We start from the raw sequence: 15748 nt of genomic DNA, 5'->3' as shown, positions 1-15748 counted from the left end.
TTTATCTATTTGGTAATTATTACTTTGTTGTATGCTTTTTCTAATTTAAAATATTGCATATGTGATTTATTTCTATTCAATACTGCATTTCTTGTTGATACTAATTCACCATTTTCATATAACATTAATTTTGCACGTTCACTCCCCTTTTTGTAAGGTAAATTAATAGTAACTGGCTTATCATTCTGAACTAAATAACCTTCTTCCGTATTTTCAATTGATAAAGTTAATGGATCCATAGAGGCAATAATTGTCCAGTCTTTATAATCTACCTTGCTAACCCCAGATAGAAACATAAATTCTAATTCTTCGGTGCTTTTTGATGTTCTAATTATGGACAACAATCCCTTTTGATAAAGCTCTTTTGTTTCTGCAATATCATTTTCAGTAGTATTTAGTACAATTCTATCTGAAGTTGTTTTATCTGAAAGCAACACCTCTATTATTTGTGTGTTTGGATTACTTTTTAAATTAGAATAAGAGACATTTTCAATAGAATTTTGTTCTCCTTCCATATAAGGATTAAACACTACTGCAAACGGATTATTCCATGCAGCTTCCTCTCTTTTAATTATTAAAGTTTGAAGTGAATCTTTTAGAATTTCTTTTGGTGCAGTTCCTTCACTTAAAGCATTGGAATTAGGAGATTTAACCTTGTATACACTTTGGTTATCACTTCCTTTAATCCATAATTTGGTTATGTTATTGGGTTTATTTACTTCTTTTAAAGTAAATAAAGCCTTTATATCTTTTGAATTAGTTGTTTTCACTTTACCTGAAAAGAAATCATAACCTTTTAAATCTCCTTTTTTTGAACTTAACTCATCTGTTTTAAGAAAATCTAAAGCAACAGAATTTTCATCGTAAACGTCTAAAGTCTGCCCAATGTTTCTATAAATGTATTCGTGTTTTTGAGCGCCTTCTTTTTGTTTTCTCGATCTAAAAACATCTACAACGTATCCTTTTCCTGAATTCGATTTTATAATAGCGGAAAAGCGCTGTTGGTTAGAAACCGTTTCTGGCTCTAAAAAAGAAACTTTAGAAAAGGTTACCTTATTAAATAAGGAGGACACGCCCGATTTTGGAAAACTATTATCTAATGTAAACGGATGATAGGTTCGCATGTTATTATAATTAGATTTCCCATCTACAATAACTGTATTGTGAGCAGGCATTCTTGCATAATAATTTCTAAAGGTTGGATGCCAATAACTAGGGCCCTTCCCTGAATCAGGACCAACCACATAATTATTTGCAAACAGTTCTATTGAAATACCATTAGCATGTGCATGATTTCCATAAGAACCAACGGTTGATAACATCAACGCATTATCACCCTCACCTAACCTTTGATTAAATAGACTTACATTGGGTGCATAAAATGTTGAAGTTGTTAGTGCTTCTAAATCTGCTTTACTTTCTACAATATCATCTACATAAAAGAATAGATTAAATAAATCTCTAGCTCTCCTTTTATACAATTTATTAGAAATGAATTCTGAAAGAAAACCAGAAATTAATTCTTCTTTTTCTTTTTGATTGTACTTTCTATAATTAGCTATTAAAAGTTCAAAATTTTCCGGAGGCAATGTTTTATGTCCGCCATCACCAAAACCTACCATGTATCCTGATGGGAATAAATATTGAAACGATGCCAAAACTGCTTTTTCCAAAATAGGGTATTTAGCAATTTCATTTGCATTTGTTCCATTATCTAATAGCGTGAATATTTTTAAAAGTGTTGTTATAACATGAACCGAATAATTTGGGCTTTCTGGCCAAATACCAGTTTCTTGATCGTAAACATTTAAGGATTCACTTACCGAAATTTGCCTATCAGTAGAAATATTAAAAGTATAATCTAAGTAATATTCTCTACCCTTTCCGTTCTTATAGGAATCATTACTTTCTAAAACTAAGGCAATGTAAGTTAAAAATCGAGCTTGGAATAAATTCCAATTATTATCTGGAATTCCATATTTTATAATTTGATCTCCCCATTTTTGAAAAACTGCCTCGGTATTAGATAAATCTCTACTTTCAGATTCAAAATAATTATATAAAAAATCGTAAGCTGTTACCAAAGAAATAACAATACCTTCATGGATTACCTCAAAAGTTGCTAACCCAGAAATGAATTGCTGGTTTGAGTTATTTAAATCGATTGGAGCATCTCTATGATGCATCCCATCTATATAAGTAAAAAACACTGGCGATGCAAATTCGACATATTTTTGTTCACCTGTTAACCAATATAAAAATGCAGCATCTTCAACCAACTGCATGATTTCCTGATTTATTTTCTCAATAGCAAAACCACCTTCAGACGGATGAATCCATTCCTTTTTCTTAGTTTCTTTATGCTCTAAGTAAAGTCCGCGAGGGTCATCAAAATAAGGTTCTACATCCTCTAATTTTGGTCTCTTATAGTCAGTTGCCCAATCTCGAGTACCAGAATATCTAACTGTTGGCACAGGAGCTGAACCTTCGGAATGCGAAAAATCACCTCCTTTTAAATATACTTTATCATGTTTGGTGTTCCAGTTCATTTGTAAACGAGATACCAACCATGTTGGGTCTTCTTCACAATAAGCTAGATACTTTTCTAAGTTTTTAATTTTCTTTTCTACTAATTCCTTCTTCCAAGCTACATCTTTAATAGTTTGTAAAAACTTACTCTTATTCTTATCTGAAACGTAAATTCTAGGATGCTCCAACTCTTGCCCTATTAACAAAGAGGTCATTAATAAACTTAGTATAAAAACTATATGCAATTTTGTATTTCTCATTCTATTTAATTTCTACATGATATCCAGCTGGATATATTTTTGCATTTCCATTTTTGGTCTGAATTGAAACTGGCTTATCTGAAGAATAATAACATTTACCATCTTCAAATTTTAACTCTGCAGAAACCGTTCCATTGACTGCTTCAATTTTATATTTTCCTTTCTGAAACAGTTTCCCGTTACCCAAATAGAAATAATCAAACTCATTATTTTTTTCAGAAATAACAGCTAAATTGGCGTTAATCATCCAGCGGTCTGTAGTTCTATGAACTTGGTCACTAGTTGAGTTAATAATATATTGTGTACTATTTTTTGAAACTATTTTTAAGGATACAAAGCCTGGACCAGTACCAAAATTAGAAATATTGGTTATTGATTTGTTTCCTTTTTCATAGGATTCAAAAACGGATACAAAGGGATTTGTACTTCCATTAATTCCGTTTTGTCTTACAATTAAAGTTGGTGTAGTTTCAGGGCTTCTATTTACTTGCCCCGGAGTAACATCTCCTCTAATAGTTGTAGGTGGCGCGTCAACAGTATAGATTTCTCTATTTTCTTGTCCCATCATCCACATATCTGTTATCATATTAGGGCTAGTGTTATTTACAACCCAAGACGCATTAAAATCATTTGTATAACTAACCTTATTTTGATTTTTGAAAAACGAATAGTTCTTATCATATTCAGTACCCAAATCGTCTACAGATTTTAATTCTAAAGCTCGATGATCTTTTCCTTTTAAAACAACAGAATTCCCAACATTATGATGGATATAATCGTTGTTATTTTGGTCTGACCTAAAAATATCGACATAATATCCAGTAGTATCAGACGTACGAATCATTGCCACCAACCTTCGTTTTTCTTCTGCAGACACATCAGCGAAAGATACATTTTCTGAAATGCTTGTTGCATTATAAAAGCTCTGGGTTGTGTCTACCCAAGGATCCATGGCATTAATAGTAATTTCTCCTTTTTTATAACCTGGCACTATAGTATTTGAGCCAGTAATACCACGATGATAACCTGCATCTTTAGACCAGTATGATTCGTAAGCTGAGGCATCTGGTGACATAACCCAACCTTTACTATAAAACTGCATAGCCAAACCATTTTCTGCTAAATGTGACTGATATCTTCCACCATATAAGGTAAACATTAAGGCATTATTCTCATCATTGCCGTTTTTCATAATGAGATGCCTATGAAATGGGGAGTATGCTGCTTTATGAAATGGCAGTTCATCTCCCGAATCTGGAAGCGGTTGATTAAATACAATTCCTTTCCAATCAGATTTGGTTCTATCGTGATAACCAGAAGCTATATTTTTACGAATAACCGTGGCCATTTTCTCCGCAGTTTCATTGTCTCCTTCCCATGTAGCATAGGTTAACAAAGATTCAAAAGCTGACATATTTGGTGGTCCTCCTCGCATATCTCCAAAAAGAACTAAATTTCCTTGAGCATCTAACCAACCTAAATTAGCCAATGCCGCCTTATTTACAATTGGGTTTCCGGCAAGGGTATTTACACCAGATTTATATAGCTTTAAACCCATATCTAAAACAAAAGGAATCATTCCAGATGCATACCCAGGAGACTCTGGCCATAATCCTGTTGTAGGATTATAATTTGCCATAATTTCTGGTAAACCGGCAAAATGTTTACCTGACTTTTCTGTGTAATAAGGAATATAATGCTCGCGCCCTTTACCGTCTTTATAAAAATCATTTGATTCTAAAACGAGTATGCTACCAATGATGTTTTTATAACGGTTTACATTCCAATTACCTCTTTTTCCTCCTCTTACTAAACCAATTTCAATGAAACGTTTAAAAACAATTTCAGCAACATCAACTGGTTTTTTATTAATCATCTTTAAATGTTCATGAGGATGTTGATTTAAATAATCATAAAGAAAATCATAAGTTATTGCCATAGGCGTTTGTCTGTCATCATGAATTACTTCATAATCATAGTAGCCTAAAATCCCACCTGGTTCGTAACCTCCTGGTCCTTTACTAGATTCTTTAGGATCCAAAGGAGGATTCATATAATAAGTACCTAGCATCCAAGACCAAAAAATATCTGCTGAAAACTTAGCGTATTTTTCTTCTTGGGTTATGTAGTATGCGAAAGCAGATTTTTCAGCCAGCTTTAATATTTCCATATTATTAGCACGAATCATATGTCCTGATTCTTTATATGGAATTAAAACCGGTGTTTTATCTCCACTAGAACGGCTTATGCCCAACATATCACCCGTTTCATTGTAAGGAGTTCTATCTTCTAGAGGAACATTTAAATAGTCATTCCATCTTCGCATTCCTGGTAAACGAACCGTTGGTATAGGTGCATTACCCTCACCATAATCCCAATCTTGATTTTTTATATAGCATTGGGTATAGCGCTCACCATCTTTCCAATACATGGCAAGTCTGGAAGTAATCCATTTTGGGTCATCAATATGACGGTCTACATAAACATCAATATCTTTTAAAAGCGCTTTCCAAGACGCCTTAGCCCAGGATTCATTTTCTATTTTTTGCAATATGGCTTGCCTATCTTCTTTTGCCGCAAATAACCTCGGATGATCACCCGAGTTCTGAGCGCTCATGGTTATACCATTTGATATAGCCAGAATTAAAAGGATTGATGCAATAAATTTCATTAGATTATGGGCTTATAATCTTTATTTTTTGTTTAATCTATCTTAATGAAGTGGGACAGTTTCAATATCTGGATTGTCTTTAGCTTCCAAATATTTTCTTAATATTTCTTGATCTAATTCCGAACTATCTCCATACTGCTCTCTTAAATCGGCAAGTTGTTCTTTTAGTTTTATCACAACCTCAGCATATGCAGGATCATTAATAACATTGGTCATTTCTTGTGGATCTTTTTTACGATCGTATAATTCCCACTCATCTACGTCATAATAAAAATGTGCTAGCTTATATTCTTGCGTAATTATGGCATAATGTCTTTTTACCATATGAATACCAGGGTACTCGTAGTAATGGTAATAAACCGCATCTCTAGTCCACTCTTCTTGATTTCCTAATAATAAAGGCACCAAGCTTTCACCCTGCATATCTGAAGGCGCTTCAATATGTGCTGCTTCTAAAATGGTTTGTGCAAAATCTAAGTTTTGAACCATTTCTGTACTAGTTGTACCTGGAGTGATTACATTTGGCCACTTAACTAATAATGGCGTTTTAAATGATTCATCATAAACAAAACGTTTGTCAAACCACCCATGTTCACCTAAATAAAACCCTTGGTCTGAAGTGTATACAATGATTGTATTTTCATCTTGACCTGACTCTTTTAAATAATCTAATAAACGCCCAACATTTTCATCAACCGAAGCTATACAGCCTAAATAATCTTGCATATACCTTTGGTAACGCCATTTCATTAGTGCTTTATCATCCATTTCAGGATATTTTGCTTTGAAATCTTCCATTACAGGTCCGTAAACAGAATCCCAAACTGCACGTTGCTCTTCATTCATTGCTCCTACCTCACGCTCAAAAGCTTCTAAATCCCAACCAGACTCATCTTTTAAACCTAGTTCCTTCATAAGTTCTGGATATATTTTAGCATCTCCAGCCCAATTCATATGCTTTAACAAATTCATTTCTGCGGTTTTAGCAGCACTTCCTCTTCCTTCATAATCATCAAACAAAGTTTCGGGCTCAACAAATGTTTTCTTGGTGTATTCTTTAAAGTGCCGTGGAGCTGGCAACCACTCTCTATGAGGTGCTTTTTGCATGGAGAATAACATAAATGGTGTATCATCATTTTTATTTTCTTCCAACCACTCTAAAGTCATATCCATAATAATATCGGTCACATAACCTTCAACAGTAATTTGTCCGTCATTTGTGTTGAAAATAGGATTGTAATACCTTCCTTGACCCGGCAAAATTTTAAACTCATCTACCCCTTTAGGGTTATTTCCAAAATGTAATTTCCCAAACATGGCTGTTTTATAACCTGCTTTCTGCATGATTTGAGGGAAAGTTGTTTGAGACTCATCAAAAGGAAATACATTATCCACCTTTCCATGAACATGGCAATGCTTACCTGTTAATATGGTTGCCCTTGAAGGTGCACAAATGGAATTTGACACACAAGCGTTGGTGAATTTTATCCCTTCATCTGCAATACGGTCAATATTTGGTGTTTCTATCAAATGATTACTATAGGTACTAATAGCTTGATACGCATGGTCATCAGACATCATAAAGATAATGTTAGGCCGTTTAGCAGGTAATTCTTTTTTTACCACTTTCTCTTCTTTTGTTTTACAGGATACCAATCCTATTAAAAACAAAACAGATAATAATCTTAAAAGATATTTTTTATTCTTCATGTTAGTTTAAATTATAGTTTAGTGATTTGCATAACAAATCCATTGTTGCTTTTTATCTTTAAATTTAATTCTGAAGTATTTTTTACTTCAATCTCTTCAATTTTAACTTTAGTTCTTGTATTGACCGTGTCATCATCTACATACAATTTTACCTTATATAGTGCATTAGCATCTAAATAGGAAAAATCTAAGGCCACATTACGTGCAGTAGTTCCATTAATACCACCAACAAACCAATCATTGCCTTTTCTTCGAGCAATTACTCCTATTTCTCCTATTTCAGCTTCTAGCACTTTGGTCTCATCCCAAGTAGTTGGCACATTGTTAAAGAATTCCAATTCTGGCTCATTTCCAATAGTTTTAGTGTCACCCCAAAGGCCATCATCTTTTACTGGAGCCGCTGGCGCTTTATCATACCAGTACAAAAACTGTATAGGACTAAACAAACAAACTGTTTTTGCTAACTGAGACGCATGAGACCCCATTTTATCCACGCGTTTATTGTAGTAACAAACCGTATTGTCCGCTGCTCCTGCCAACATTCTTGTAAACATGGTAATTAATGTATGCTCATTAGGCACCGTTTCTTCATCACCACGAATTCCCTCCTGCGTTAAAAGGTTTGGATAGGTTCTAGAAAAACCTGTAGGTCTGTATTCATCATGAATATCAATAACCAAATTATATTCTGCAGCCTTTTTAACGGCATCGTGCATCCAAGTCGTAGCGCCTTCATCGCCAACTCTAACAAAACCATATTTCACACCAGAAACACCCCATTTTTTAAGCACCGGAAATACTTCATCAACTTTACCTTCTAAAGCCCTACGATTAATGTATAACATTACTTTTACACCCTTTTCTTTAGCATATTTACAAACAGCCTCAACATCAAAAGGTCCTTTAGATCGTTTTGGGTCTAAAGTAACAGTTGTGGCATCAGATGCATTATCCATTTCGTTGCCATACCAACCCGCATCAAAATGTACATATTGCATGTTATGACTTGCCACAAAATCTATAGCCGCAAAACCACCCTTTGTTGTTAGTGTAGTTTCCCTCAAAATTTTACCAGATTCAACCCAAGAATCGTCAAAAGCAGAGGGTGGGTTTAAGTTTTGAATGATATAATTTTTTTCCAATAAATCAGCATAGCTATTGCCCATCATTACAACCCTCCAAGGTGATACAATTGGTAGTTTTTGATGAATCCTAAACCCTTTTGTGTCTCTTTCGGAAATAGCTGCACCACTCACCAGGTCATGCTTGATTTTTTCCATTCTCCCATCTAGAGAAGAAAGTATACTAAAGTTTGATGATGTTCCTTTATTGTAGCTTAATCTTGCATAATCTACCAATCTTGCCTCTGCTAAAGCTATTTTCAAAGTATCAGCAACTTCAATTAATAATGGTCTTTCACAACCTTCTTGTAGTTTTGTTAATGGAATTTTCTTGTATTCACCCTGAGCCGTTAAAACGCCTTTTCCTCTTTTAGGTGTTGACCAAACAGCAAAGTCTTGAATAAAATTATAGTGAATGTTTTCACTTAGTTTAATTTCCTCAAGATTATTTTGTTCGGGGATTTCATATGCGAAAGCCACTCCTTCATTATAAGCTCTGGCTATAACATTGAGTTTTGCTTCCCCTTGTTTTAAATAGATTTTAACTTGATTATAATTATCAGGGATGGTACTTAATTCACTAAATCTAGATTCCCATGTAGAATTCTCTGAGGTCTTTTCGATTTTTTCAACCAAAATTTCTCCTGAAAAATCTAGTTCTTCTGATACTATTTCTAAAACAGAAGTTTCAATCACTTGTTGGTTACCATAGAAAACAGAAAAAGTAACATCACTTTTACTTTCACCATTTAAAAACACAATTTTTTTAGATGCATCTGGTGACAATAAATCTATAGGTTCTTGCTGCTTACAGCTTGTGAAAATTGAAATTATAATTAAGAAAACTACTTTATTTAACATTGAATAATCTATTTTAATTCTATTATTTATTCTTCTCTAATCCAAATATGACTTCCGTCTAAAAGCCTTTTATACTCTAATTCTATTAAGCCTTTCATATTTTTAAAAACCTCAGGTTTAGCTGATGAAAGGTCTTCAGACTCACTTATATCTTCCTTTAAATTAAACAAAACAAAATCTGTTAATTCAGCACGTTTCACCAATTCTATGTTGCTCTCTGCCAAATTGTGAATATGTGGTAGTTCTTCATTATCAGCCACTAAACGTCCCATAATTTTCCAATCTCCTTTTCTCAACGCTACTCTATGAGCATTAATAGCATCGTAAAACGCCCATATCAAGGGCTTTTCTCTATTGAATTCTCCTTGCTCTAAAAGCGAAACAAACGATTCACCATCTAATTCTCTATTAGGCAATTTAGCTCCAGAAAGTTCGGCAAAAGTTGGCATGTAATCTAAAGCTGAAACCACCTTATTGGTTGTTCCAGTAAAAGTTTTCTTTCCTATCCAATTAATGATCCCAGGCACTCTAAAACCAGCTTCATTAGTCCAAAGTTTCATTCCTTTTAACTCACCCGGTGAACCATAAGATTTTTTGGCCCTGTGATATCTCATAAAAGTTTCTGGTCCATTATCTGAACTAAAAACTACTAAGGTATTATCTATATTATTTTTTTCGAAATATTCAATCAACCTACCAACAGCTAAGTCAACATTTTCAACATTAGCAAAATACTCGGCCTCTTCTTTGTTTTTTGCTTTTGGTAAATATTTTTGAACCAAATCTTCGGGTGAAGCAACGGGTTCATGTGGTTCATGAAATGCTACCTCTAGAAAGAAGGGTTTATCATCGGTTCTATTATCTAACCAATTGATAGCTTCACTAACAATAATTTGACTGCTGAAACCTTCAATCTCACCTACTTTTTCTCTATTCCTAACAAAGTTTTTTGGGTTTTCATGACTTGGTGCCGCATTATTATGAGTAGCCATCCAATGGTCAAAGCCAAAATCATCAGGTTGTGGTTGTTTATCTGAATTAAACCTGGAACTACAATGCCATTTACCTACCAAGCAGGTGCTGTAACCAACAGATTTTAACATAGCAGGAATAGTTTGCTCATATGCTTGTAAATGAACTAAATCTCTGTTATCAGGACTCTTTTTAAGTCCCGGTATAAAATCATAAATACCAGCTTTATTTGGACTTCTTCCTGTAAGTAAACCTGCGCGGGACGGTGAACACACAGCTGCCGTGGAATAAAAATCTGTTAGTTTAATTCCTGTTTCTGCTAATTTATCTAAATTATTGGTTTCAATAATAGGGTGACCAAAAGACGATAAGTCTCCATATCCCAAATCATCGCACAATAACACAACAATGTTAGGTTGACTATTTGCAAGTGTTGTAGTATTTGATTCCTTCTCTTGATTGATTGAATTGGTATTGTTTTTACAAGAAAAACAAAAAACCATAATTAAAGAAAGAAGATAAACTGTTTTAAAGTTCATTATTAATTAGTTATTTGATTTATTAAAATATTCATTAAAAAACACCATATGATATTTTGTGGAATTTTTCCAATAAGGGTTGGTGTGTCCTCCCGGACGTTCAATATAGTCATGCGGAATATTACGTTCTATTAGCTTTTGATGTAGTCTTACATTAGCATCATAGAAAAAGTCATCTACCCCACAATCAAAAATAAATTTCAGGTTTTTACCATTCAATAAATGTACTAGGTTTATAACCGTATGCACCTCCCAATTTTTAGGGTTTTCTGCATATGAGCCTAATCGTTTTTCAATTTCCCATCGTAATGGAAATGGTCTAATATCAACACCACCACTCATACTACCAGCAACACCAAAGACATCTGAATGTTTAAAAGCTAAATACAAAGCTCCATGACCTCCCATACTTAAACCACTAATAGCTCTATGTGTTTTTTTAGCAATCGTTTTGTATGACTTGTCTATAACTTCTACTAATTCCTTTGAAACATAGGTTTCATATTTCATGCTAGCATCTATAGGGCTATCAAAATACCAACTGGTTTTCCCACCATCAGGACACACAATAATGACATCATAATCATCTGCATACGTTTTTATTTTTGGCACTTTTTTTAACCAATCTTTATAATTGCCACCAGCACCATGAAGTAAATACACCACTGAATATGATTTTTCAATTGTGCCATAGGTATCAGGAGTGATAACTACATTCTTAATCTCTTTATTCATGGACTTACTGTATACAACCAAAGTATCAACTTTGGAAGCGTAAAGTTGAGTTGAAACACAAAAGATTAATATCAGTAAGATGGCTTTCCTCATGAAAACGCGTTATTATTTCTTTAAAATGATATCTTCTAATTCTTCTAAGGTTTTTCCTTTTGTTTCTGGCATCATAAAAGCCACAAATAACAGTTGTAATACCATCATTCCAGTGAAAATTAAGAATACCACACCTGCACCAATTGCTGGATGATTAAATAGGAATGGTATTAAAGAAGGAATAATCGCCGCTAAAACCCAGTGCGTTGAACTCCCGAAAGCTTGCCCTGAAGCTCTTAAATGATTTGGGAATATTTCTGAAATAAATACCCAAATTACTGCTCCCTGTCCAATGGCATGTGCAGCAATAAATATGAATAAGAAAATTGGAACCGCCATACCTGTCCAACCTAAGAAAAAGGCTGCTGATACTAAACCTAGAGATATTATGTATCCTATAGAACCAAAATACATCAATGTTTTTCTTCCTAATTTATCAATTAGAAAAACACCTAATAAGGTAAATACTAAATTAGTAACTCCAATACCAACACTGCTTAATAATGCCGTACTTTCTCCTAATCCTGCTTCTTCAAAAATACGCGGTGCATAATATAAAAAGGCATTTATTCCGGAAAACTGATTAAAAAAGGCAATAAGAAATGCTAACATTAAAGGGAACCTATATTTCTTTATAAATATGGTTTCAGACGAATCTTTAGGTTCTGAATGACTTTGAAACTCTTGTAATTGAGCTTCAACATCACCATCCGGATTAATTATCTGCAAAACAGCTTTGGCTTCTTCAGTTCTACCTTTTGATGCCAACCATCTTGGGCTTTTAGGAACACCTAAGGCAAAAACAATATATAAAACTGCAGGAATGGCTTCTACACCTAACATCCATCTCCAAGCATTTTCTCCAATTCCGCTCAACAAATAATTAGACATAAAGGCCACAAGAATACCAAATACAATATTAAACTGATACATGGCTACTAAACGCCCTCTATCTTTTGCTGGAGCAATCTCAGAAATATAAGCTGGAGCAGCAATAGTAGAGGCTCCCACACCTACTCCTCCAATAAATCTAGCAAAAGCAAAAACGAATGGATCATTTGATAATGCCGATGCAATGGCTGATACTGCAAATAAAACACCAATAACAATTAAGGTTTTTTTACGACCGTATTTATTAGTTGGAAAGCCTCCAAAAATAGCTCCTAATACGGTACCCCAAAGTGCGGCTCCCATAACTACCCATCCGTGAAATGAATCTGAAGATTCCCAAAGGGCCTGTAATTTCTTATCGGCTCCCGAAATAACAACCACATCAAAACCGAATAGAAATCCAGCTAATGCTGCAGTAATAGACCATAATAATATTTTTTTGCTCATCTTATAAAAGTATTAGTTAGTTTGAATTGTTTTTAATTATTTTAAAGGAATCACCATGTTCCATGTTTTTGTACCGTTTCCAAATCCACCAGGACCATCCATAGTGGCAAAGAAAATATGTGTAGGCTGGCCATTTTCAACAAAAACAAACGGACGCTCTAATTGTCCTTGCTTTATTGTTTTACCATTCTCCCATTTTACTGTTTTCGTGTATGCTCTTGGGTTTTCATCAACCACCCAATTAATCCCATCTTTTGAATGTGCCAAAAGCCCATCGCCTTTTCCTCCTGTAATCAAACCACGTTGGTCTTTTGCTACTAAATGAAAACCTTCATTATCACTCCATAGATGCGGATCCTCAACTTCACCCAAATGCTCCATTGAAAATAATGGTTTAGTTCCAACAACAGTGTATTCTCCATCAAACGATGGTGCAGTAGCTACACCAATACTCATATCACTGTGTTTTATAGTATCTTCTTTATAACTTCTTCCTTTAAACAAAAGCACAACGGAACCATCTTCCTTAATTAAAGGTGAAGGATTGGAGGTTAAAAAACTGTAGTAACTATCTGGTTTTACTTCCAAAATTGGAGCATCTAATCGTTTCCATGGGCCATAAGGGCTTTTTGAAGTTGCAATACCAACACGCTTTCTCCATCGAGCTGCAATACACCACTTGCTGGATAAATTGAAATCATCAACATTATTATTATTCACTTCTTCAAAAGGATGCGTTGACCCCATATAATAAAGAATATAAGTGTCTTTATGTTTTACTATTTTAGGGTTATGGCATGAACGTCCGTCCCAAAATTGCGCTCCTCTACTACCCAAAGCAACATCTTCAAATTGATAAGGTCCTTCAGGAGTATTTGAAGTAGCGTGTACTATTTCAGAAGCCACCATCCACCCAGGATGGAACGGTAAAAATTTTGGCCACCTTGATGCATACATATGATATTTACCATCATCACCTTTAATTACTGAACTCCCCCAAACCCAATAATCTTCCATTTGCAAACCTCCATCAATCGGAGCTTCTTTCAAATTATCATAAATGGCATTTTGCGCATTACACGACATCAAAAAACCAATTAAAAAAAGAAAAACATACTTCATTGATTATATTCAATTAATTTTTAATGGGTTGAATTTTAAGTTCTTTTAGGTTCAAAGCATTCCATTTACCAGCTACAGGCATAAAGGAAACCTCATATTTACCTACTTTATCGACCTTAACTTTACCTAAGTCCAATTTCCTAAACCTTTTTGTATTTCCGCTAACGGGTACATTAACATCTGATGATACGCCGTTAAATGACATTGTTATTTCGGAGTCTTTTTTACCTGAAAACAGCGCTGTTAATTGAAAATCTCCGGGTTTATCTATATTAAACGTCCAATATACTCTTGCTGTTTCACTGTCCCAACTTCCCACACAATCTAGTCGTTCGTTATATTGAGCTCCCGGGCCTTGTAAGTTTTCATACTGTGCTCTTCCAGCTGGTAAAACAACTAATCCTTCTACATCCTGCCCTAATGGTTTTTGAGGTAATGCATTGGGCTTTTCTTTTAATTTTAAAACAATAACCGAAGCCACTGCGTCTGGAGCCTCTCCTGTTAACTCTACCTTTATACCATTACTATTTGATTCAGTTTTAAATGATCTTGATTTATCTGTAAGTAAATAACAAGAAGCGACTTGATTTATAAGACGCACAGGAAGCGACGTTCCATCTTCCCAATTATAAACATGTAAATACAAAAGTGCTTTACCCTCAACTGTCTTCATGGTGATTCTACCCCACTCAGGTTCTTCAGCCAATGGACTTGCTTGTGTACCGTAAATAGCTTCACTGTTTTTATTCATCCAAGTCCCCATAGCCTTTAATCGGTCTACTGCTTCAACTTTTAATGTGCCTTCATGAGTTGGACTCACATTTAGCAAATAGTTACCGCCTTTACTACTTTGATCAATTAAATTGCGAATTAATGTTGGGATTGGCTTAAAATTATCGTCATCACTTCGGTACCCCCAACTGCCACTAATTGGTTGACATAATTCCCAATATTTTGCTTCTGGTTGATATCTTGGTCCGTGTCTTTCAAATGTTTTGTGGTCTCCTGGATAATCATCTCCTAAGCGATCGTTAGTGATAATCTGTGGTTGTAATGCCGTTGTTATTTGATATAAACTATCTACAACAGATTTTGTCATTTTACGAGGTGTGTCCCACCAAAAAATAGCGATGGGGCCGTATTCGGTTAGCAATTGTTTTACTTCTGGTAATGCTTTTTCATAAACATATTCATCACTGCTTACACGTTTTATAGAATCATCCCAATTATTACCCATACCTCCAGGATGATGCCAATCTTGTGCTTGTGAATAATAGAACCCGAATTTAATGCCTTGTGCCTGACACTCCTTAGCTAATTCCTTTAAAATATCACGCTTAAAAGGTGTTGCTTCTACAATGTTATAATCACTAGCCTCAGAATCAAACATTGAAAAACCATCATGATGTTTTGCAGTTATAACCATATATTTCATTCCTGCTTCTTTTGCTAAACTCACAAACTCTTTAGCATTAAACTTAGTTGGATTAAAATCATCGGCTAATTTTTCATATTCCGCAATTGGGATTTTCCCCCGGTTCATAATCCATTCAGCACTATTGGGTTGGGCTTTACCATTATAAAACCCAGCAAGTTTTGTGTAGATACCCCAGTGAATAAACATACCGAATCTAGCCTCAGACCACCATTCCATACGTTCTTCATCTGTGATTTGCTGACTCTGTTCTATGGCTAATACTGTTTCTTTTGAATTACTTTTTCCGCAGCCAAAGTTTAACAGCAAGCACGTAACCACAAATACTAAGATTCTATTTTTCATGTTTATCATCTATTCGC

Annotated in this window: 9 protein-coding genes; all 9 read right to left on the bottom strand. The window is 34.5% G+C overall.

The window, feature by feature from the left end:
* Positions 1–5: 5 nt before the first annotated feature.
* Positions 6–2789: a heparinase II/III family protein gene (locus N1F78_RS11160; protein ID WP_406683241.1), complete on the bottom strand. Its 2784-nt coding sequence runs from the start codon at positions 2787–2789 to the stop codon at positions 6–8.
* A gap of 1 nt (position 2790) precedes the next feature.
* On the bottom strand, positions 2791–5460 hold the full coding sequence (locus tag N1F78_RS11155) for a hypothetical protein (protein WP_406683240.1): 2670 nt from the start codon (positions 5458–5460) through the stop codon (positions 2791–2793).
* 42 nt (positions 5461–5502) lie between these two features.
* A complete protein-coding gene (locus N1F78_RS11150) occupies positions 5503–7170 on the bottom strand; it encodes a sulfatase (protein ID WP_406683239.1) in 1668 nt (555 codons plus the stop codon).
* Between the two features lie 11 nt (positions 7171–7181).
* On the bottom strand, positions 7182–9152 hold the full coding sequence (locus N1F78_RS11145; protein WP_406683238.1) for a glycoside hydrolase family 97 catalytic domain-containing protein: 1971 nt from the start codon (positions 9150–9152) through the stop codon (positions 7182–7184).
* A gap of 26 nt (positions 9153–9178) precedes the next feature.
* Positions 9179–10663, bottom strand: a complete 1485-nt coding sequence (locus tag N1F78_RS11140) for a sulfatase-like hydrolase/transferase (protein WP_406683237.1) — start codon at positions 10661–10663, stop codon at positions 9179–9181.
* A 6-nt stretch (positions 10664–10669) separates the two neighbouring features.
* Complete coding sequence (locus N1F78_RS11135) at positions 10670–11398, bottom strand: alpha/beta hydrolase (RefSeq protein ID WP_406683236.1); 729 nt, start codon at positions 11396–11398, stop codon at positions 10670–10672.
* Between the two features lie 105 nt (positions 11399–11503).
* Entirely contained in the window at positions 11504–12829 is a 1326-nt protein-coding gene (locus tag N1F78_RS11130; protein ID WP_406683235.1) for a sugar porter family MFS transporter, read from the bottom strand.
* A gap of 36 nt (positions 12830–12865) precedes the next feature.
* Complete coding sequence (locus tag N1F78_RS11125; protein WP_406683234.1) at positions 12866–13951, bottom strand: glycoside hydrolase family protein; 1086 nt, start codon at positions 13949–13951, stop codon at positions 12866–12868.
* Between the two features lie 13 nt (positions 13952–13964).
* Positions 13965–15731 (bottom strand): alpha-L-fucosidase, encoded by a 1767-nt coding sequence (locus tag N1F78_RS11120; protein WP_406683233.1) that lies wholly within the window; start codon positions 15729–15731, stop codon positions 13965–13967.
* Positions 15732–15748 lie beyond the last annotated feature (17 nt).

The organism is Seonamhaeicola sp. MEBiC01930 (assembly GCF_045277075.1).
Classification (GTDB): Bacteria; Bacteroidota; Bacteroidia; order Flavobacteriales; family Flavobacteriaceae; genus Seonamhaeicola.
The sequence above is the reverse complement of the archived record's forward strand: the minus strand, read 5'-3'. Positions and strand labels throughout refer to the sequence as shown.

Coding starts and splice junctions, on each gene's coding strand:
- N1F78_RS11150 (WP_406683239.1), bottom strand. CDS start 7,170: ATGAAGAATAAAAAATATCTTTTAAGATTATTATCTGTTTTGTTTTTA.
- N1F78_RS11120 (WP_406683233.1), bottom strand. CDS start 15,731: ATGAAAAATAGAATCTTAGTATTTGTGGTTACGTGCTTGCTGTTAAAC.
- N1F78_RS11130 (WP_406683235.1), bottom strand. CDS start 12,829: ATGAGCAAAAAAATATTATTATGGTCTATTACTGCAGCATTAGCTGGA.
- N1F78_RS11135 (WP_406683236.1), bottom strand. CDS start 11,398: ATGAATAAAGAGATTAAGAATGTAGTTATCACTCCTGATACCTATGGC.
- N1F78_RS11145 (WP_406683238.1), bottom strand. CDS start 9,152: ATGTTAAATAAAGTAGTTTTCTTAATTATAATTTCAATTTTCACAAGC.
- N1F78_RS11140 (WP_406683237.1), bottom strand. CDS start 10,663: ATGAACTTTAAAACAGTTTATCTTCTTTCTTTAATTATGGTTTTTTGT.
- N1F78_RS11160 (WP_406683241.1), bottom strand. CDS start 2,789: ATGAGAAATACAAAATTGCATATAGTTTTTATACTAAGTTTATTAATG.
- N1F78_RS11155 (WP_406683240.1), bottom strand. CDS start 5,460: ATGAAATTTATTGCATCAATCCTTTTAATTCTGGCTATATCAAATGGT.
- N1F78_RS11125 (WP_406683234.1), bottom strand. CDS start 13,951: ATGAAGTATGTTTTTCTTTTTTTAATTGGTTTTTTGATGTCGTGTAAT.